The following is a 19,322-nucleotide window of genomic DNA, read 5'->3' as shown; positions in this document are numbered from 1 at the left end:
TAGACAATGACTACAATTAACGCTCTGACACCGAATGCAGACACCTCTGGCGCAAGCACCCAGAACAGCATCAATGCCAACTTCGATCTGTTTATCTCATTGCTGACCACACAGGTGCAAAACCAGGATCCGTTGGAACCTCTCGATTCGGCTGAATACACGAATCAGTTGGTTCAATACACGATGGTTGAGCAACAGGTTGCAACTACAGAGAAATTAGAGGAGCAGCTCACTCAGCTGAAAACGCAAAGTGCGAGTCAGTTTGTAAACTATATCGGTAAGGAAGTGACTGCTCAGAGTGCGTCAGCGCAGCTCAAGGATGACAAAGCATCTTGGAACCTTGATGCAGTTTCCGAAGGTAAGGCAACCATTACTGTTAAAAATAGTGAGGGTGCTGAGGTCTATCAGGAAGAGATTGATCTAAAGGAAGGTGACAACACCTTTGAATGGGATGGTGTGGCGACAAACGGCACAAAAGCTGGCGATGGCGCCTATTCCATTGATATTATTACCAAGGATGCCAACGGTGAGCCTTTCGCAGTTCAGACTGAAGTGAAAGGGAAAGTGGATGCTGTCGACTTCAGTACTGGCGACATCATTCTGCACATGGGCGACCTCAAAATTCCCGTGGGTGAGGTCACTGGAGTCAATGGAATTCTGTAGTAGTTAATATCCACTAAGATCCCCGGTTATGAATCTTACCAAAACATTGATGGGGGCTTAGCCAAATTTTAAGCGCCTTGTTCTATTCTCATCCTCAGCTTGGTCATGGTTTGTGTGAGAGTAGAATGACCGAACATATACGTTCACGAGTAAAATACGTCATCGGCCCCGATGGGAGCCCTCTGACGATAGCGGATCTTCCTCCTACCTCTACAAAGAGATGGGTTATCAGGAGAAAAGCTGAAGTGGTTGCAGCTGTGCGCGGAGGCTTATTGTCTCTGGATGAAGCATGTAACCGGTATACTTTGACGGTTGAAGAATTTCTGTCTTGGCAGAATTCGATTGACCGACACGGTTTAGCCGGCTTGCGCGCTACACGCGTTCAGGACTATCGCAGCAACTAGTAAGCTTCAGGCAAAAAGGGTGTCATGCCCAAACAGGTTTGAGGTTCTGAAAAGGCCGGCTGTCTCAGCCGGCCTTTTTGTATGCGGAAGCCACATTTTGTACAATTTTACAGATTAACCATGATGTCTTAACTGCTTCGGCAAAATCTGCCGAACAGGCCGCACAAGATTCATTCGACTCTTCAAAAGCCTAGTCAAAGGCCTTTCCTGCGATATTCCACAATGCTTCTTTGTGGGTAGATTTCCCGTTTACCGATTATTAGGGTTTCGTTAACCTTTTGTTAACTCTAAGGCGGGCAATTTTTACCTACCAGCAAATCAGGGGCAATTCACGCCAATTTCCAAGGTGTTGAGAGTATTGCTGGTACTTTTTGAATGAGCGATTTGAACGTACGGGGCGGCAACTGTGAGTGGAATCCTTGACTTCTTGAAAGGACTTGGGCCCGCGCGACTGGCAGCGATGGGGGCGATGGCTGTTACGTTGATCGGCCTGTTCGGTTTCATCATTGTTCGTGCGACAGCACCGCAGATGGTACCACTGTTCACGGACCTTACTCTTGAAGATGCTGCTGCGATTGTTAGTCAGGTTGAATCTCAAGGTGTTTCTTATGAGTTGGGTGTCAACGGACGTAGTGTTCTTGTACCTCAGGAGAACGTTCATCGTCTGCGCATGACAATGGCGGAAGCTGGCCTGCCATCTGGTGGTGGTGTTGGTTATGAAATCTTCGATAAGACAGATACGCTTGGTGCAACCAGTTTTGTACAGAACCTGAACCGCCTCAGGGCTCTTGAAGGCGAACTTTCCAGAACTATACGCAGCATTGGCCGTATTTCTTCTGCGCGTGTTCATTTGGTGATCCCTGAAAAGCAGTTGTTCCAGCGTGATCGGGAACCGCCGACAGCGTCTATTGCAATTAAGGTGCAGGGATCTTTGTCTGGTGGCCAAATCCGGGCCATTCAGCATCTTGTGGCTACGGCTGTTGAAGGGTTGGAGCCTTCTTACGTTTCTATCGTTGATGAGCGCGGCACTTTGCTTGCCAGCGGAACCGGCGATAAAGAGGGGCTTGCTGGTGGCTCTTCGCTTGATGAACGACGTTCGACAATGGAGGCTCGCCTGCGGCAACAGGTTGAAGAGATCCTCAATAACGTCGTTGGAACCGGTCGTGCTCGTGTACGGGTTGCTGCAGAAATCAACTATAACCGCAAAACCGAGACGCAGGAGCTGTTTGATCCTGATGGGCAGGTGTTGCGTTCCTCTCAGAGTAAAGAAGAGAACGCCTCTTCCACCAATGGTGAGGAGACGGTTTCTGTTGGCAACCAGTTGCCGAATGCAGACGCAGCTGGCAGTGCGACCGGGTCCAAGGATGCCTCTAATGTTTCTGAGGAAATCCTGAACTACGAGATCTCCAAGAGTACTGTGACGGAGATTTATGAAGCGGGTGGTTTGGAGCGGTTATCTGTAGCGGTTCTGGTTGATGGTACCTACACAACAAGTGAGGATGGCACGCAGACCTATCAGCCGCGTAGTAAAGATGAGCTGGAGCAAATTGCTACTCTGGTTCGGACTGCTGTTGGCTTTAACAAGCACCGTGGTGACACTGTTGAAGTGGTCAATATGCGCTTTGTCGAGGCTCCGCTTCAGGACTTTGGTGATAGCGACGGTGGGCTGTTCGACTTTACACGCGCTGACATCATGAAGTTTGCCGAGCTGGGCGTTCTGTTTGTGATCACCATCCTGCTGTTGATCTTCGCCGTCTCTCCGCTGATGAAGCGTATTCTTGCTAAAGAAGAAGAGAGAGCGGCAGCTGCAGAAGGTGGTGTTCAGATGCTGCCAGATGGTACGCTGGTTGCTGAGGGCCCTGCGCAAATTGGAGGTGTTGTTGGTGAAATGGAGGAGGTTCCTGCAGAAATGCCAACAGCAGAATGGATTGAAGACGCCAAAATGCAGGCAGCTCTCCATCAAAGTTCAATTCAGCAAATAAGTGAGTTGATCGAAGATTCTCCGAGCGAAGCGGTCAATATCGTTCGCGGTTGGTTGAACGAGGCAGCGTAGGATGAGTGAGGAGATACTGCAGCAGGAATCGACCGAGCAAGCCTTATCAGTCTCATCCGGAGTGGCTGAACGAGAGCTTGGAGGAGCAGAGCGCGCAGCCGTTCTGCTCTTGGCGCTTGGGCAAGAGTATGGAAAGGCCATTTGGGCCGGACTGGATGAAATTGAAGTGCGTCAGGTTTCTAGTGCGATGGCGAGCCTTGGCCCTGTGACGCCGACCATGCTGGAAGAGCTGTTTGTTGACTTCCTGAAGCGGCTTTCCACCCGTGGTGCATTGAACGGGAACGTGGATGTTACAGAGCGCCTGCTGAACTCTTTCCTGCCAACGGATCGTGTTGCGATCATTATGGAGGAAATTCGGGGTCCTGCAGGTCGGAATATGTGGGAGAAACTTTCCAACGTTCCTGAAAATGTTCTGGCGAACTATCTAAAGAATGAGTATCCGCAGACCATTGCAGTGGTTCTTTCCAAAATTCAGAGTGACCATGCAGCTCGCGTTCTTGCGCTTCTGAATGAAGAGCTGGCGCTGGATGTGGTGAACCGCATGCTGCGCATGGAGTCAATTCAGAAGGATATTCTGGAGAAGGTTGAGCAGACACTGCGGGTCGAATTCATGTCGAATCTGTCCCAGACCAGTCGTCGTGATAGCCATGAGATGATGGCCGACATCTTCAACAATTTCGACAGACAGACCGAAGGCCGCTTTTTAGCTGCGTTGGAGGAAGATAGCCGTGAGTCTGCAGAGCGTATCCGCAATCTGATGTTTACCTTCGAAGATCTGCTGAAGCTCGATTCCGGTGCCTGCCAAACCTTGCTGCGCAATGTTGAGAAAGATCAGTTGGCAATGGCCCTCAAAGGGGCGTCCGAGACTGCTGTTGTGTTCTTTACGGCCAACATGTCTTCACGTGCAGCAAAGATGCTGCAAGAGGACATGGATAACATGGGACCTGTGCGCCTGCGTGAAGTGGATGAAGCGCAGAACGGTCTCGTCCTCAAAGCAAAAGATCTGGCAGCTTCCGGTGAGATCACCATCAACAAGAAGAAAGGGGAGGACGAACTTGTCTACTAACCTCTTCTTTCCTTTGATCATTCCGGGGGCTTGCTAATGGTTACTGTGATGCCTCAAGGCGCTGTCCGGCAACGCTTTTTGTTCGACACAAAGTCAATCGATGAGGTTGAGGCCGATGCAGCTGTTGAGGATGTGCCGCCGCCGGAGCCAACCATTACTGTTGCTGAGCATAAGCAGCTTTTAAAAGCTGCTGAAGAGGCTGCGTTTGCTCGCGGTGAGATGCAGGCCCGGCAGGCGATTGCTGAGCAGCAGAAGCTGAGTGCACAAGAAGAACTGGTGGTGTTGCGGGAGCGACTGGAAGTTGCTCTGGGTGATCTTGAAAGCCAGATCCGCGCTCAAGAGCAGAACCTGGTCTCTATGTGCTTCCTGATTGCGCGCCGTCTTTGTAGTCACCTTATTGCGCGTGAGCCGCTTGCTGAAGTTGTGGCATTGCTTGCTGAATGTCTGGCTCCCTTGCGCAAGATCCCTCAGATTTTGATTGAGGTGCCGACAGAAGATACGCACGCGCTGGAAGACATGGTTGAAGGTCTGGTTCTGAACAGCAGCTTTGAGGGCAAGGTGCATGTTGTGAAGTCCGAGAGCATGTCGCGTGGCGATTGCCGAATTGAATGGCCAGATGGTGGGATTATTCGTGATCGTCGCAAGACGGTTGAGCATATTGAACAAGTCATAAAATCCCATTTCGACGCCCGTGAGCGGGCCAGTCGAGCGGCGTGATTTTAGTTTTTGCCTATGACCGGGCTGGCGATGGCCGGTGCGGGATCAGAAAGGTTGATTATGAGCAGTGATGAACAGGGAATGGTGCTGGACCAACACCAGAGTACCCAGCGCGCTGGTGGCCTGGATGAAGAAGGTGCAGGCGGCGTTAAGGCAGCTGAGGATTTAGAAGCTGTTTTTGATGTTCCGGTCCAACTGGCTGCTGTGCTTGGGCATACAAAGATGAAGGTTTCCGACCTTTTGCATTTGGATACCGGGATCGTCATGGAACTCGACCGGAAGGTCGGCGAGGCCATCGACGTTTACGTGAATAACAGGCTGATCGCACGCGGCGAAGTTGTGCTCGTGGAAGACAAGCTTGGTGTCACCATGACTGAAATCATCAAGGCGGATAAGTGATTGTCATGGGGCGTAATGGAAAGGAACTGACATGCGGCTCTTGATCGTTGGGACCCTTGGCGGTCAGCTGACGACCGCAACCAAGATCGCGATGGAGCGGGGGGCATCTGTTACCCATGCGCCTGGCGCTCCTGAGGCCATGAAAGTCTTGCGCTCTGGTCAGGGTGCGGATCTTCTGATGGTGGATGTCAATGAAGATATCGGTCAACTGGTAGAACTGACAGAACGCGAGCGTATCCATGTGCCACTCGTTGCGTGCGGGTTGGGAACGGATGCGCGCGCGGCTGTGTCTGCCATTCGGGCTGGTGCAAAGGAATACATACCGCTGCCGCCTGATCCGGAGCTGATTGCTGCGGTACTGGCTGCTGTTACGGAAGAGCGCGAGGATCTGATCTACCGCGACGCAGCAATGGCAAGCGTGATCAAGCTGGCCGAGCAAGTTGCTCCTTCTGATGCATCGGTTTTGATTACGGGTGAGTCCGGGTCTGGTAAGGAAGTGATTTCCCGCTTCCTGCACAGCAAGTCCAGTCGTGCTGATAAGGCGTTTATCTCCATCAACTGCGCTGCAATTCCTGAGCATCTTCTTGAATCCGAGCTTTTCGGCCACGAGAAAGGTGCTTTTACCGGAGCTGTTGCGCGCCGTGTTGGTAAGTTTGAAGAAGCCAATGGCGGCACCTTGATGCTTGACGAGATTTCCGAAATGGATGTTCGTCTGCAAGCCAAGTTGTTGCGCGCTATTCAGGAGCGGGTGATTGATCGCGTTGGTGGTAGCCGTCCGGTTCCCGTTGATATTCGCATCATCGCAACATCCAACCGTGATTTGGCTGAAGAAGTGCGGAATGGCGGCTTCCGTGAGGATTTGCTGTACCGTCTGAATGTTGTGAACCTGAAGCTACCGGCACTGCGGGAACGTCCTGCGGATATTCTGGAGCTGGCAAGTCACTTCATTGAGATTTATGCGAAGGCGAATGGCACAAAAGCTCTGCCGATCTCTCAGGAAGGGCGTCAGCTTCTGCTGGCGAACCAATGGAAAGGGAACGTACGCGAGCTGGAAAACACCATGCACCGTGCTGTCCTTCTTTCCTCTGGTGCTGAGATTGATGCGGACGCTATTCGTATGCCTGATGGATCGCCAATCGCGATGGGGGCTGGGCAGCAAACCGCTGCGCGTGCGGCTCATGCAGCTGAAGCAGTCTCGCGCGATATGGTTGGGCGTACCGTTGCTGATGTGGAGCGTGATCTCATTCTGGATACGCTGGATCATTGTTTGGGGAACCGTACCCACGCTGCAAAGATCCTCGGTATTTCGATCCGCACGCTTCGCAACAAGTTGAACCTTTACACCAAAGAGGGTGTTGAGGTTCCAGGGCCAGGCGAAGCACGCGCTGGCACTGCAGACGCATAAGAACGGATAGGGCGCGGCGATGTCTGAAGAGACAAATACACAAGCAGCTCAAGGGGGAAGCGACAGCGCTCCTTCTGCTGCTCGCGTGCCCGGATTAGGTGCTGCTGGTAACTCAGCGTTCTTTCAAGATCTTTGGGGCGCCATAAAGCAAGGCGACCTTGGACTTGCAGCAGGTGTGATGGTCATCCTTGTGATGCTCATTGTTCCGATGCCTGCGATGCTTCTGGATATGTTCCTTGCCATTTCGATCATCTTTTCCGTGATGATCCTGATGGTGGGACTTTTCATTCAGAAGCCTTTGGAGTTTTCTGCTTTTCCGACCGTGTTGCTGATTGCGACCATGTTGAGGTTGGCGTTGAATATGGCGTCGACGCGACTGATCCTGTCGCACGGACATGAGGGATCAGATGCTGCAGGCAATGTGATTGCGGCCTTCGGCAGTTTTGTGATGGGCGGTAATTTCGTGATCGGAATTATCGTGTTCGCAATTCTTGTGATTGTGAACTTCATCGTTATTACAAAGGGTTCTGGCCGTATTGCTGAGGTTTCTGCCCGCTTTACGCTGGATGCTATGCCCGGTAAGCAGATGGCGATTGATGCGGATCTGGGTGCAGGCCTGATTGATGAGGAGACTGCGCGGACCCGTCGTAAAGAGCTGGAATCTGAATCTACCTTCTTCGGCTCCATGGATGGTGCCTCCAAGTTTGTGCGCGGTGATGCGGTTGCCGGTCTGATGATCACGTTCATCAACGTGATTGGTGGTATCGTTATCGGTGTGATGCAGCAGAACCTGACGTTCGCTCAGGCTGCCGAAAACTATACGCTGCTGACAATTGGTGATGGTCTGGTCTCTCAGATCCCAGCACTGATTGTTTCCACCGCTGCGGGTATTCTTGTTTCTAAAGCGGGCGTTGAGGGTGCTGCTGATAAGGCGCTCGTCCGGCAGTTTACCGGCTACCCAAAAGCGCTTGGCATGTCTGCCTTCGTGATGGTTGTGCTGTCGTTTTTGCCGGGCATGCCGATGTTACCGTTCCTGGCATTGGCGGGTGCTGCTGGTTATCTGGCGCGCCAAGCAAGTAAGAAGCATGCTATCGAAAAAGCGGTGGAAGTCGCTGCAAAAGTAGAAGCTGAAGTGCCTGAGGAGCCGCAGGAAGCACCAATTTCCGACAGCCTGAAAATGGATGTGCTGCGGATTGAGCTTGGTTATGCACTGCTGCCAATCATTAATGGGCGCAATAAGCAGGAAACGGATCAGGTTACCGAGCAGATCAAAGCGCTGCGTCGTCAGATTGCCTCTGATATGGGCGTGATCATGCCGTCTGTGCGCATCCTTGATAACATTCAACTTGGCGCGAATGACTACATGATCAAGGTGAAGGAAGTGGACGCAGGTGGCGGGTCCCTGTTCCCGAACCAGTTTATGGTGATGGATCCTGCTGGTGGGCAAGTTCGCCTGCCGGGGACACATACCACTGAGCCAACCTTTGGTTTGCCTGCGACCTGGGTGGAAGCGCAGTATCGCGAAGAAGCCAATCTGCTTGGGTATACGGTGGTTGATCCGGCAACGGTTATTTCTACGCATCTGACAGAGACCATCAAGTCTCACATCTCCGAGCTCCTCACTTACGCAGATGTTCAGGTTCTGTTGAAGAAGTTGGATGAAGAGCAGTCCAAGCTGGTGGAAGATATAGTTCCGACCCAGATTTCCATCTCTGGTATTCAGCGTGTGCTGCAGGCTCTACTGGAAGAGCGCATTTCTATTCGTGATCTGGGAACAATTCTGGAAGGGATTGCGGAGGCGATTGGCTCAACGCGGAACCCGAATGCCATTGCGGAGCATGTTCGTACTCGTCTGGCACGCCAAATCTGCTCTGCCAATCAGGCGCCCGGTGGTTATCTGCCTTTGATCAGTCTGAGCCCCGTATGGGAGTCTGCATTCCTTGAAAGCATCATTGGGGATGGAGATGATCGTCAGTTGGCTATGGCACCTTCCAAGCTGCAGGAGTTCGTTGGTTTGGTTCGTGATGCTTATGATGCAGCGGCTAATCAGGGTGAAGTCCCTGTGCTGTTATGCTCAGCTCAATCACGTCCATTCGTGCGGTCCATTGTTGAGCGTTTCAGAGCGCATACGTTTGTTATGAGCCAGAACGAAGTTCACCCGCGTGCGCGCCTGAAAACAGTGGCAAGCATATAGGATCTCAAGTGTTTCGTGAGATCGGGACACTTGCGGCCTTTGTTTCTTCCCGCTACCCAGAGTGCATTGTTTCTTCCTAATTTGAGAGAGCGAGATGGCGCATATTCAACTGGATCTTGATGGATACACAGACTTGCCAGAAGGCAAAGTCGCGACTGTGGTGACGCATCTGGAGATGTTGGAGAAGCCTGCTCTCAAACCGATTGAGCGGCCTGACCTTACGCTGGAACGGGCCGGAAAGATCGACTGCACGGAATATCGAGCCCTCTTTAAACGTGTGGGTGAGCCGTGGCTTTGGTTTGGTCGTTTGGTGATGAATGATGCTGAGCTGGAAGCGACACTGAGCAAGCCGACAAATGAGTTCTATTGGGCTGTGAAGGACGGTGAGCCTGTTGGTATGCTTGAGCTGGATGTCGCCAAGGAAGACGAAGTCACGCTGAGCTATTTCGGGCTTGTGCCAGAAGCTGTTGGCGATGGGGCTGGTCGTTGGTTGATGAACCATGCGATCAGCAAGGCTTTTTCACGTCCTGAGGTGAAGCGCTTCTGGTTACACACATGCACAGGGGATAGCCCACAGGCACTGCAGTTTTACCTCCGCAGTGGCTTTAAGCCCTTCAAACGGTCCATTGAAGTTGCTGATGACCCGCGCCTCAATGAGATTCTTGACAGATCCTGCGCTCCTCACATCCCCTTTTTGCCATAGGCTAGAGCAGGTTGAGGGCTAGGAGTATCCGGTAAGCCTGATGCAATCGCGCTTGCATGCAGTGGTTTTCTTGCGCAACCTTGAAGTTGTGCGGCAGAAATCCTTCAGGGTTGGTGTTGGAAAAGTGGCCCAAAACGGGACAGTTAATGAGGTTTCATTAGAGTTTTATCTAGGATGTGTTAGTTTCCTTTTACCATGTACCTTTGATTAATCGTGGACGATGTGTGAGGGCTGCACGCAAATCGATTGGTTATACGTAGGTTGAGGGGCGGTTGAGACGGGGTGTGTTCAACCGGATATTCGGGAGCTGCCATGTCAGAGCTACATGACAACGTTGTGCCTCATGAGAAGGTGCGGTCGCTGAGAGATAGTATTCGCAAAGTGCGCGTTGCGGAGATGGAACGGACAGACGTTGTTGTGAGCCTTCAGGAGAGCGAGAAAGCACGCCTTGAACTGCTCAGCGAAGAGCTGATTGATGTGTTCAAGGAAGTCCCTGAAGACGATGACCAGTTTGCCTTCCAGATTGTTCCTGGTACCCAGCCTCGCCTATGGATCGACATGACCAGTCATGTGTTGATGGGCCGTGACCGCCACTCCTATCGCTTTGTAAAGGAGACCCGTCTGGGACGGATGGTCTTGCTTGAGACTGCCGATATTGATGATATGGCGGACTGCATCACCGAATATATTGCCGAACGGATTATCGAGAAGGAACGTGCGCTGGAAGCAGACTGGATGCTCAACCGTATTCGTCAGCAGGATGTTCCAACTGGTAAAGGGCTGGATCAGCTTAAGCAGGAGAATGCGCGTAAAGCTGTTACAGTCAAGCGTAATAAGGCGCGTGACTTCTTTATTCTGATCTGCGGGCTTTTATTGGGAACTGTTATCGGGGCAGCAGGTCTTGTTGCGCTGGCGCTTTATGCCAACCCGTTTGCTGGTTAAGCGCCTTCTTTGTGAGAGGCACCAGAATGCCTCTCTATTTTCACGCGTAATCTTGATCTGAAAGCAGGACCCATTTCTAGCATGCAGGCTCTACGCTGCCTGCCTTAAACCGGGTATGGACAGGTCGTGCTGTGCTATGTGATGCACGCCTTCTTCTGCCGTTGTAAAACCGCGTTCTTCCATAATGCATGACCAGCCATCGCCATCTTTTTCAATGGTGAAGAGGTTGTAGCGAGCGGGTGGCTTATGGCCACTCAGGCCATTTGATGCGGATGGAACGCAAATCACTGGCACCGGACCCTCTGGTCCGTTGATTTCCATGCGGGTTGCCCGGTGGGTGTGGCCATGGAGAACCAACTCTGCGCCATGTTCTGCAATGACATTGCGGAAGCGGCTGGAGCCTACAAGGCGCTTGTACCACGCTGTGGCGTTGCGCACAGGCGGATGGTGCAACATGACAACACGGAAATCACCGCGCTCTTTTGCGCGTCTTAGCTGATCTGCCAGCTCCCGCAGTTGGTTGCTGCTGATGTGGCCTGTGGCCATGAAGGGGCCAGTTGCTTTGGCAGTGGAGAGGCCAATAATCGTGACGTTGCCTCGTCTGCGAGCAAATGGAAAATGTGGATCAGTTCCCAGCGGCGGTGTCAGCCCTAAACCCGGATCGCTTTGCATGTATGGACGCCAAGCGCCATAGGCTTGCTTTAAAGCGCCAGGGACATAGGCATCATGATTGCCAGGTGTCAGGGATAAAGTCTCGGGGGAGCCAACGGTTGCGAGCCAATCTTTGGCTCCAGCAACCTCTTTAGGCAGTGCGATATTGACCAAGTCTCCGCAAAGCGCAATATGATCCGGCTGTTGTGCATGGATATCGCGGATCAGCGCATCAAGATAAGAGTTGGTCATTGCATGGGCGCGGTTGCGCCGCCAATTTATGTAGCCAAGAATACGCTTCGAGACCAACTGGACTGGCTGAACGTCCGGCAATGGACCCAGATGTGGGTCGGATATATGTACAAGCTTAAACATAGCCTGCGCATCATCGCTGCATTGCGCCTGAGGTCAAGGAGTTTTCCTTAATTCTGGGAATTACCCTCAAGCGCCTTTAACAGATCGGCAATGCTGACTTCCAATTTGCCTTAAAGGCAAGAAGATGGACGCAAAACAGCAGTGTCGTGGGTGTTTGCAGAATTAACTGCTGGTGCCCAATGGAAGCGTTTTGTACGACGGAAACGAGCGAGAACTTTAGTAAGCATGACGTGTTACTCCTGCGATCCGGGAAACGCGGATTGGGTGTCTATTATAAGTAGGTGATGGGGCCGCCCTGATTAATTTTTGGGCGTATGCTTATTCTTTGATCTCTTTCTACGCCTATCCTGTGGGTTGTGTAGTGTTAGTTTTGCAAGGGTGGTATGCACTTTTTGCATGAATGATATTTCAGAATATAGTGCTGTTATATCAGTGTTTTATATTGATTGTGAGGCCAGACGTGGCAAGCTTTAAGACGCGAATTATCAATATACTGGTGCAATCGGTGGCTCTTTTGAGTCGTGGAATGACGATGGGTGCGCGCGTTGCGGCATTTGATGCTGAAAACCGAGTCCTTCTCGTACGGCATCAATATCTGCCGGGCTGGTATTTTCCTGGTGGCGGTGTCGATTCCGGGGAGACGATGGCGGAGGCAGCTCGCAGGGAACTGGCGGAAGAAACAGGATATGGATGCGGGCCAGATGTGGCGTTGCTTTCCATGCATCTTAATCGTGGTGGAACAGGTCGGGACCATGTCGGCTTCTTTAAGGTGAGCCTGACTGAGCAAGATCCAAACTGGAAAAGACCGGCTCTGGAAATCTCAGATCTACAACTGTTTGCGTTGGATGCTTTGCCTGATGATGTGAGCCCGGCGACGCTGCGTCGTCTGCAGGAAATTGCGGGTGAAGCTGAGCCTGATCCCTATTGGTAGTTGTTTTTCAAGGACCTACATGAAAGTGGCCTACAACTAACGAATACGCATCTGCACTTAGTTTTGTGCTTTACGACAGAAAATTTGCGTGTTAGTTAGTCAGATGAAATTATATTTCGTGTGCGCTGGCATGCGATGAACCGAGAAATTGGGGTACGGGCCTTATGGCTATTTGCTGGGAACAGCGACGACGAATGAACGCGCGGGACTTGCTCTCGCGTGGTGCATCGTGCCGTCCTGTTCTCAGTGTGCTCCCAACATCGGTCTAACTGCCCGAGTCACACGGATCGACGGTCTTCCTCCTTCGATTTGTGGTATGTGACATGATAGTTTCAAAATGGCTGGTGCGGCAGGAAACCCCAGCAGATTTCTCCGAGATTGAGCAGATGCAAGCAGAGGCGTTTGGCCCTGCGCGTTTTGAGCGGACGGCGTTCAAGATCCGTGAAGGCGTTCAACAAGCTTCTCAGTTATGTTTTGTTGGAGAACTCAACGGTGAGATTGCCGGGTCTGTGAAACTCACTCCCATCATGATTGGCAATAGTCAGAGCATGTTGCTGGGGCCGTTGACCGTGAAGGCTGCCTATAAAGGGCAGGGGCTGGGTCGTCTTCTGCTGACGACAGTTGCGGCTGAGGCCAAAGCGCAGGGCGTTCAATCCATCCTGCTGGTTGGTGATCATCCTTATTATGGGCCTCACGGTTATGAGCAGGTGCCTCATGGACAGATCACTTTGCCGGGACCTGTTGATCCGGACCGGTTGCTCGTTTTGAAGTTGCAAGGTGGGCAAATGCCGACTGGGGCCGTGGTTGGTGGCTATGTGAAGCCTGCGTTGGTCGCCACAAAGCAGAGCGATAGCCAGCTGGTTGACATGATGCAGGGCTCGCTGGCAATGGCGACATGAAAGGCTGAGCAGGAGAATTAGATCATCCTGTAGATTACTTTTCCGTCTAAGATGCTTTTCTATCGTCCTTCGCGGTACCAGGTGAAGGACAACAGCCCTAACAGCAAGGCGAGGCCGAGGAAGCCGATGAGGAGTGGATAGCGGTCTATGCCATTCAAGATGCTGGCATCTGTTCGTTTGATGCCGATCCAACCATTCCCATGATATTGAGCGGATGACCGTTGTGCGATGACATTGGGTAGTGATAGGGATGCGCCGTCGTCGCCGCCGATCCGTAAGGCTGCTCCGCCTGTTTGTTCAGTGATGCCAGACAGTTTGTCTGCGGTGGAGACCACCTCGAGAAACTCTTTTGGATTTGGCGGGCCGACGTTGATCAGTGCGGTGTGTGCACCATCAGTTGCTGAATAGAGGCCGAGTTCATCTGCTTTGATGGATGCGGTCCAGTGTCCTGACGTATCCTTTATCAGCTCCAGCTGTTCTGTTTTGCCAGAGGGAGTTGTGAGGGTGACCGGATCAACCAGATTTGCAAGGGTTTGTCGTTCTGTTAGCAGATTTGAACCGCGCAAAGACAAGCGCAGGGCTTCTTCTTCCAGATCCGGTTCTTTCATGAGCCAATGCGCTAGCCTACGCAGAAGCGGGACGTGCGGGCCTCCACCTTCATATCCTCTTGCCCAGAGCCAGACATGATCAGAGAGCAGGGCGGCAACGCGGCCTTTGCCGACGCGGCTGAGGACGAGCAGAGGCTTGTCGCCCAGCGCAGTCATGATGGGCTGACCTTCTTGCACATTTGCGCCGACGAGGCGGAACCATTTGCTCCACTGTGGCGGGCTTTCGCCTGCTCCAGGTAAGTCGCGTGTTACGGGATGGCGCAGGCCGAGCTCTGAGACATTGGCAAAGAAGGGTTCTTCAAAGACCTCACCAGTTGGAGATGCTGGAAGCACACGGCCCAGCGGTGTTCGGAAGATGCTGTTGGCTTCTGCATAGTCAGGGCCACCTGCAATGAGGACTGCACCGCCGTCACTGACGTATCGTGCGATGTTGTCGAAGTAGAGCAGGGGCAGGACACCGCGGCGTTCGTAGCGGTCGAAGATGATGAGGTCGAACTCGTCGATTTTGACAGAGAACAGCTCACGGGTTGGAAAAGCGATCAGAGACAGCTGGTTGATTGGGGTTCCGTCCTGCTTTTCTGGTGGGCGCAGAATAGTGAAGTGGACGAGGTCCACGGAGGCATCTGATTTGAGCAAGTTGCGCCATGTGCGCTCACCTGCATGAGGAGAGCCGGAAACCAGCAGGACGCGAAGATTTTCGCGGACGCCATCAATGGTGACGAGTGCGCGGTTGTTCAGCGGTGTCAGCTCGCCATCGAGTGCTTCCACCTCAAACTCATAGATATTCTGGCCACCGTGTTCGATCTCAACAGCGATCTCAGCTGGATAGCCTGAAGCGATAAACTGTTTGGACAGGATGTCGCCATTGCGGCGCACTATGATTTCAGCGCGATTGCCGAACGGCTGCGGGGTTCCTTCCTCAATCAACTCCAGCTGGACAACCTGTGTTGAGCCGACCAGACCAAAGCGTGGGGCTTTGGCGACTTTCAAGCGGCGGTCAAACTCGCCTTCGCGGCCTGTGATGAGTGCATGAACCGGAGCGGAGAAGCCGAGCTTTTCAGCTGTGACTGGCACATCGTGTATCTGACCATCGGTGATCACAATGGCTCCGGCTATTCTTTCTGGTGGGACGTCTGCCAGCTCATTGGAGATTGCAGTGAAGGCGCGGGTGCCATCGCCGCTTTCCATGGAAGTGTCATTGAGAGAAACTTGGCGCAAATCAATGCCATCGAGGGCTTTAAGTTGGTTGACGATACCCTCTCGTGCAGCCTCGGTCAGCTCTGCACGGTTCTCCAGCTGTTGGCTTTGACTGTTGTCGGAGACGACGACAACGGTACTTGGCAGGTACTCTCGATCCTCTCGTAAGACTGCCGGGTTGAGCAGGGCCAGAACCAGCAAAGCCAGGGCGGCGGAACGGATCAGAGCACCGCGCATGCCGACGAAGAGGAGGTAGGCACAGACCAGAGCTATGATCACTCCAAGCGCGATAATTGCCGGAAGGGGCAAAAGCGGGTCGATGGAAAGAGACCATGTCATGTGTGTAGCTGTGCTCCGCGTCTTGTTTACTGGCTTACTATTGGCCGATACGTTCCAGCAGGGCAGGGATGTGAACCTGATCTGCCTTGTAGTTGCCTGTCATGGTGTACATGAGGATGTTGATGCCTACACGCGCCGCCATCTCACGCTGATTTCCGTCTGCGGGAATGGTTGGATAGAGGTAGTTCCCTTCCGTATCGATGGCCCATGCTGCGGCGAAGTCATTGCCACTGATCATGATGGGCGAAACGCCATCGCCTGCACGCACGGGGCGGCTGCCGTCAGAGGTGGTTGCGCTGGCCTGTACCCACATGGGGCTTTGATTGTAGCGACCCGGGAAGTTATCCAGAATGTAGAAGGTTTTCGTCAGTACATGATCTTGCGGAACAGGTTCCAGGCTAGGGATGTCCAATCCGCGTAAGAGCTGCTGAAGCTTCAGCTTGTTTGGTGAGTTTGAGCCGGTTCCAAATGCATCTCTGGTATCAAACAGGATTGTGCCGCCGTTGCGCATGTAGGCGCTGATCCGTGACATGGCTTCTGGGCTTGGCATCTGCATGCCAGCATCAATGGGCCAATAGATAATCGGGAAGAAGGCCAACTCGTGGTTTTGCAGGTCCAGACCAATTGGAGCTTCAGGTTCTAATGCAGTTCTGTCTGTGAGCAATCTGGTGAGTCCGAATAACCCGGAGCGGCTGATTTCGTCCACCTCTGGCACGCCTGTTAGCACATAGGCAAGGCGCGTATCTAATGAGGCGTCAAGGGCGAACTGTTCTGCGTTGTCTTGTGCCCGTGATTTATCTGCGCCTGTCAAGCTCAGGCTGGAGGCGATGAGCAGGAGAATGGCTGCGTGCGTGAACTGGCGGCGGCGTAGTTTACCAGAGAGCCAGAGAAGCGCGAGGGTGTCCAGCAAGGCAAGCAGGATTGCGATGGAGAAGAACCAGCCACGAAGGTCCAGCGGTTTTTCTGAAGGGTAGTCGAGTATCTTTGCCATGGACAGAGGCTTCAGATCGAGTGGGATCAGGTTGTCCTCATCTTCCATGAGGTTGAGTGCGCGGGCTGCATCGTCGGTGCCGTAGAGACCCGGGGGGGTGTCGCGGCCCGGATGGGTGGTTGCAAAGTCGCGCTCCAAAATAGGTTTATGATTGGCAGAGGGCGGCGTGAGTTTGCCATAGCCATCCAGCATTTTAAGCAGAGGCAGGGCAGATGCAGATGTTGTTCCTTCTTCGTCATCTGGATTGAAAACTGCGGTTGATGAAATGCTTGTGATGGCCCGTAGCATATCCACAAACCCACCGGACAGAGGCAGGTTGGACCACTTGGTATCAGGAGTGACATGGAACAGGACAATGGTTCCGTTACCATGTTTCTTAGCCGTGACGAGAGGTGTTCCGTCTTCCAGAGAAGCCCATGTTCTGTCAGGTAGGTCAGCAGTTGGCTCTGCAAGTACCTGGCGATTTACGGTGACGTCTTTGGGCAGGCTGATTGAGCGGAACGGGCTGTTTTCAGAAAAGGATTTGAGTGCCTGCGGCTCTTTCCAGGAGAGGGAACCTCCCAGTTTACGATCGCCCAATCGGAGGGCAACGGGGATGAGAGAGTCTTGCTTTTCCGGCAGCTGTGGGCCAGCGAAGCGTATCAAAGTGCCGCCCTTGGAAACCCAACTGGCGATGTCAGCCTCTGTGGTTTTAGGCAGGGTGCCGACTTCAGCAAGGACTAGAACGGAAATGCCTTTGTCAAAGTAGTCGGAAATGGCCGTGGTGATGTCTGTGCTTTTTGCTGGTGGAAGGTCTGCGAAAGGAGCCAGCGCGCGTTCTAGATAATAAAGTGGCGAGAGCAGAGGCTGGGAGCGGTCAGAAAAGCCGCCAGCGAAAAGACCAACCTTACGGCGCCGCCATTGTTCATCTACGAGTACAGTGCTGCCAGCGCTGGCCTTGCCTAAAATGGAGAGCTTAGTGATATCGTTGCGCAGCTCTGATGGCAGTTCCAATGAAATTTCGGCGGTGCTTTGGCCAGCTTTCATCTCGATGGTTTGTTCTGCAATAGCCCGTTGCTTGCGATCAAAGGCTCGGACCGTCAGTGTCTCGGCCAGTGGCGCAGGATGGCGGAGGACTGTAGTGGTCATGGCGCCAGCGGTGTTTTGTAACTGTTTGAGCGCGTAGACCGGGGTTTCGGAGCGATAAATGAGGAATGAGCTTTCGCGCACATCTGAAGCTCTTGCAATGCTGGCCAATCCCCTTGCAAAGCTTGTGGTGGATGGTTCTTCTAAGGGAGAGGAGAACCACAAAATTGCACCGGGAGCGTTCTGTTCTGCTTGCTTTTGCAAGGCTGGAATGAGCTCTGACCGGGCAGCTTGCCAACCTTGAGGCGTTAGGGCGCGAAGTTGATCGGCAACCTCCTGCGCACTGGAAAGGCGCATGGGCTGGGCTGGGCCATCTGCGGTGGTGACCAGCATGACGGTTCTGTTGTTCTGCGCTGCGCCGTCAACCATCAGCTCTGCCATGCGGATTTGGCGATCCCAATCTGCGGAGGCATCCCAGCCATTGTCGACAATGAGCCAAAGTGGGCCTGTTTTAGGCTCTGCAATATCCAGCGGTTTCCAGACAGGGCCAGCCATGGCGATGATCAGGATTGCTGCCAGCATAAGGCGCAGCAGGATTAACCACCATGGGGTGTGCTGCGGGGTTTCCTCTTTATTGCGAAGAGAAAGTAAGAGACGCAGAGGCGGGAATTTGACGTGTGCTGGCTGTGGCGGCGTGGTGCGGAGCAGCCACCATAAGACGGGTAGAGCCGCGAGTGCGGTGAGAACCCATGGCGCAGCAAACCCGATTGGGAGAAGAGAGCCCATCATTGATGATCTCCTCTCATTTTGTGTTGTGGTGCGTCTGCCAGACGGGAATGAAGCAACATTAACGGCTCGACCGCTGGGCGGTCTGTGTGGTGCAACGTATAGCTCCAGCCGAATTTACGGGCGAGTGAGTTGATCTGGTCTTTATGCGCAGCGAGGCGGTGCAGGTATTCTTGTTGCCAAGTTTGCGCGCGGCCTGCCTTAAGCTGCTCTCCATTCTCTGGGTCTTCGAACTGGGTAGGGCCAGTGAAGGGAAAGGTTTCTTCAATCGGGTCCAGCAGTTGAATGAGATGCCCCTTGGCGCCTGTGCTGGCGATGTTGGCCATCCACTCTTCCAGCTTTTCCGGTGGGTCGAGCAGGTCAGAGAAGAGCACAATCTCAGAGAAGCGGCGGATACCTTCCGGATTTGGCAGTGTTGCCTCTGGGTTTTCGTGGGCTAGAGTTTCAGCAATGGTTTGCACACCATTTCTACTGGCAAGTGGTCTTGTCAGGCCTGCCAGGCCGACACGCTCGCCTGCTTCATTCAAAGCATAAGTAAGAGCCAACATGAGAAGCAGAGCGCGGTCGCGTTTGGAGGCGGTGGCTTGTCTGCTTTGGAAACGCATGGAGGCGGAGAGGTCTGCCCAGACCCAGATGGTTTGGGCTGCTTCCCATTCGCGCTCACGCACATACAAGTTGTCGTCTCGGGCAGAGCGGCGCCAGTCAACTTGCTGGGCGGCTTCACCAGAGAGGAAAGGGCGGAATTGCCAGAAGGTTTCACCGGGGCCTGCGCGGCGGCGTCCATGCCAGCCTGCGGTGACATTGGCTGCAATGCGTTTTGCCTCAACCAGCAGCTCTGGCAGGGTATCAGCAAGGGATTGCGCTTCGCCCGTTAAGCCGAAGATGTTTTCCTGTCTGTCTTGAGGAGTGGTCCTCGAAGATAACATATGCGATC

At 53.1% G+C, this 19,322-nt stretch carries 16 protein-coding genes; 12 read left to right on the top strand and 4 right to left on the bottom strand.

Annotated features, from left to right (window positions below; translation table 11 throughout):
• Positions 1–6: 6 nt before the first annotated feature.
• The 10 genes from BM231_RS07995 (at position 7) to BM231_RS07950 (ending at position 10,546) form a co-directional block, all read left to right on the top strand.
• A complete protein-coding gene (locus BM231_RS07995) occupies positions 7–663 on the top strand; it encodes a flagellar hook assembly protein FlgD (RefSeq protein ID WP_063312609.1) in 657 nt (218 codons plus the stop codon).
• Between the two features lie 125 nt (positions 664–788).
• Positions 789–1,067 (top strand): CtrA inhibitor SciP, encoded by a 279-nt coding sequence (gene sciP / locus BM231_RS07990; RefSeq protein WP_054784903.1) that lies wholly within the window; start codon positions 789–791, stop codon positions 1,065–1,067.
• A 406-nt stretch (positions 1,068–1,473) separates the two neighbouring features.
• A complete protein-coding gene (gene fliF / locus BM231_RS07985; RefSeq protein ID WP_093518321.1) occupies positions 1,474–3,120 on the top strand; it encodes a flagellar basal-body MS-ring/collar protein FliF in 1,647 nt (548 codons plus the stop codon).
• A 1-nt stretch (position 3,121) separates the two neighbouring features.
• Positions 3,122–4,186, top strand: coding sequence for a flagellar motor switch protein FliG (locus tag BM231_RS07980; RefSeq protein WP_093518319.1), 1,065 nt, complete (start codon positions 3,122–3,124; stop codon positions 4,184–4,186).
• A gap of 36 nt (positions 4,187–4,222) precedes the next feature.
• Positions 4,223–4,903, top strand: coding sequence for a FliH/SctL family protein (locus BM231_RS07975; RefSeq protein ID WP_093518317.1), 681 nt, complete (start codon positions 4,223–4,225; stop codon positions 4,901–4,903).
• 60 nt (positions 4,904–4,963) lie between these two features.
• On the top strand, positions 4,964–5,302 hold the full coding sequence (gene fliN / locus BM231_RS07970; protein WP_093518315.1) for a flagellar motor switch protein FliN: 339 nt from the start codon (positions 4,964–4,966) through the stop codon (positions 5,300–5,302).
• 31 nt (positions 5,303–5,333) lie between these two features.
• A complete protein-coding gene (gene flbD / locus BM231_RS07965) occupies positions 5,334–6,707 on the top strand; it encodes a sigma-54-dependent transcriptional regulator FlbD (RefSeq protein WP_093518313.1) in 1,374 nt (457 codons plus the stop codon).
• A gap of 19 nt (positions 6,708–6,726) precedes the next feature.
• The gene (flhA, locus tag BM231_RS07960; protein ID WP_093518311.1) at positions 6,727–8,901 is read left to right on the top strand and encodes a flagellar biosynthesis protein FlhA; all 2,175 of its coding nucleotides are present in this window, start codon (positions 6,727–6,729) and stop codon (positions 8,899–8,901) included.
• Positions 8,902–8,995: 94 nt separating this feature from the next.
• Positions 8,996–9,604 carry a GNAT family N-acetyltransferase gene (locus BM231_RS07955; protein ID WP_093518309.1) on the top strand — a complete coding sequence of 203 codons (609 nt, stop codon included), beginning with the start codon at positions 8,996–8,998 and terminating at the stop codon, positions 9,602–9,604.
• Between the two features lie 312 nt (positions 9,605–9,916).
• Positions 9,917–10,546, top strand: a complete 630-nt coding sequence (locus BM231_RS07950; RefSeq protein WP_063312604.1) for a hypothetical protein — start codon at positions 9,917–9,919, stop codon at positions 10,544–10,546.
• Positions 10,547–10,636: 90 nt separating this feature from the next.
• Here the strand turns inward: BM231_RS07950 and BM231_RS07945 are convergent, their stop codons facing one another.
• Entirely contained in the window at positions 10,637–11,572 is a 936-nt protein-coding gene (locus BM231_RS07945) for a metallophosphoesterase family protein (protein WP_093518307.1), read from the bottom strand.
• A 526-nt stretch (positions 11,573–12,098) separates the two neighbouring features.
• On the opposite strand from BM231_RS07945, the gene BM231_RS07940 reads away from it, so the two are divergent.
• Together BM231_RS07940 and BM231_RS07935 are read left to right on the top strand one after the other, a co-directional pair.
• On the top strand, positions 12,099–12,503 hold the full coding sequence (locus BM231_RS07940; RefSeq protein ID WP_093518305.1) for an NUDIX domain-containing protein: 405 nt from the start codon (positions 12,099–12,101) through the stop codon (positions 12,501–12,503).
• 323 nt (positions 12,504–12,826) lie between these two features.
• Positions 12,827–13,402, top strand: a complete 576-nt coding sequence (locus BM231_RS07935; protein WP_093518303.1) for a GNAT family N-acetyltransferase — start codon at positions 12,827–12,829, stop codon at positions 13,400–13,402.
• Between the two features lie 59 nt (positions 13,403–13,461).
• Here BM231_RS07935 and BM231_RS07930 read toward each other — a convergent pair whose 3' ends face one another.
• From BM231_RS07930 to BM231_RS07920, 3 genes are read right to left on the bottom strand one after another with little or no spacing between them, the layout of a single operon-like run.
• Positions 13,462–15,546: a hypothetical protein gene (locus BM231_RS07930; RefSeq protein ID WP_093518301.1), complete on the bottom strand. Its 2,085-nt coding sequence runs from the start codon at positions 15,544–15,546 to the stop codon at positions 13,462–13,464.
• Between the two features lie 37 nt (positions 15,547–15,583).
• Complete coding sequence (locus tag BM231_RS07925; RefSeq protein ID WP_093518524.1) at positions 15,584–18,388, bottom strand: DUF4159 domain-containing protein; 2,805 nt, start codon at positions 18,386–18,388, stop codon at positions 15,584–15,586.
• Complete coding sequence (locus BM231_RS07920; protein WP_093518299.1) at positions 18,388–19,314, bottom strand: DUF58 domain-containing protein; 927 nt, start codon at positions 19,312–19,314, stop codon at positions 18,388–18,390. Before BM231_RS07920 ends, BM231_RS07925 begins: the two co-directional genes overlap by 1 nt.
• Positions 19,315–19,322: the final 8 nt, after the last annotated feature.

It is taken from the genome of Pseudovibrio ascidiaceicola (assembly GCF_900114245.1).
Classification (GTDB): domain Bacteria; phylum Pseudomonadota; class Alphaproteobacteria; order Rhizobiales; family Stappiaceae; genus Pseudovibrio; species Pseudovibrio ascidiaceicola.
This window is presented reverse-complemented; position numbering and strand designations above follow the sequence as displayed.

Bases quoted from the DNA above. Each gene is read 5' to 3' on its own strand.
- sciP (WP_054784903.1), top strand. From the start codon at position 789: ATGACCGAACATATACGTTCACGAGTAAAATACGTCATCGGCCCCGAT.
- BM231_RS07980 (WP_093518319.1), top strand. From the start codon at position 3,122: ATGAGTGAGGAGATACTGCAGCAGGAATCGACCGAGCAAGCCTTATCA.
- BM231_RS07975 (WP_093518317.1), top strand. From the start codon at position 4,223: ATGGTTACTGTGATGCCTCAAGGCGCTGTCCGGCAACGCTTTTTGTTC.
- BM231_RS07955 (WP_093518309.1), top strand. From the start codon at position 8,996: ATGGCGCATATTCAACTGGATCTTGATGGATACACAGACTTGCCAGAA.
- flhA (WP_093518311.1), top strand. From the start codon at position 6,727: ATGTCTGAAGAGACAAATACACAAGCAGCTCAAGGGGGAAGCGACAGC.
- BM231_RS07925 (WP_093518524.1), bottom strand. From the start codon at position 18,388: ATGGGCTCTCTTCTCCCAATCGGGTTTGCTGCGCCATGGGTTCTCACC.
- BM231_RS07940 (WP_093518305.1), top strand. From the start codon at position 12,099: ATGACGATGGGTGCGCGCGTTGCGGCATTTGATGCTGAAAACCGAGTC.
- BM231_RS07930 (WP_093518301.1), bottom strand. From the start codon at position 15,546: ATGACATGGTCTCTTTCCATCGACCCGCTTTTGCCCCTTCCGGCAATT.
- fliN (WP_093518315.1), top strand. From the start codon at position 4,964: ATGAGCAGTGATGAACAGGGAATGGTGCTGGACCAACACCAGAGTACC.
- flbD (WP_093518313.1), top strand. From the start codon at position 5,334: ATGCGGCTCTTGATCGTTGGGACCCTTGGCGGTCAGCTGACGACCGCA.
- BM231_RS07995 (WP_063312609.1), top strand. From the start codon at position 7: ATGACTACAATTAACGCTCTGACACCGAATGCAGACACCTCTGGCGCA.
- BM231_RS07920 (WP_093518299.1), bottom strand. From the start codon at position 19,314: ATGTTATCTTCGAGGACCACTCCTCAAGACAGACAGGAAAACATCTTC.
- BM231_RS07950 (WP_063312604.1), top strand. From the start codon at position 9,917: ATGTCAGAGCTACATGACAACGTTGTGCCTCATGAGAAGGTGCGGTCG.
- BM231_RS07935 (WP_093518303.1), top strand. From the start codon at position 12,827: ATGATAGTTTCAAAATGGCTGGTGCGGCAGGAAACCCCAGCAGATTTC.
- BM231_RS07945 (WP_093518307.1), bottom strand. From the start codon at position 11,572: ATGTTTAAGCTTGTACATATATCCGACCCACATCTGGGTCCATTGCCG.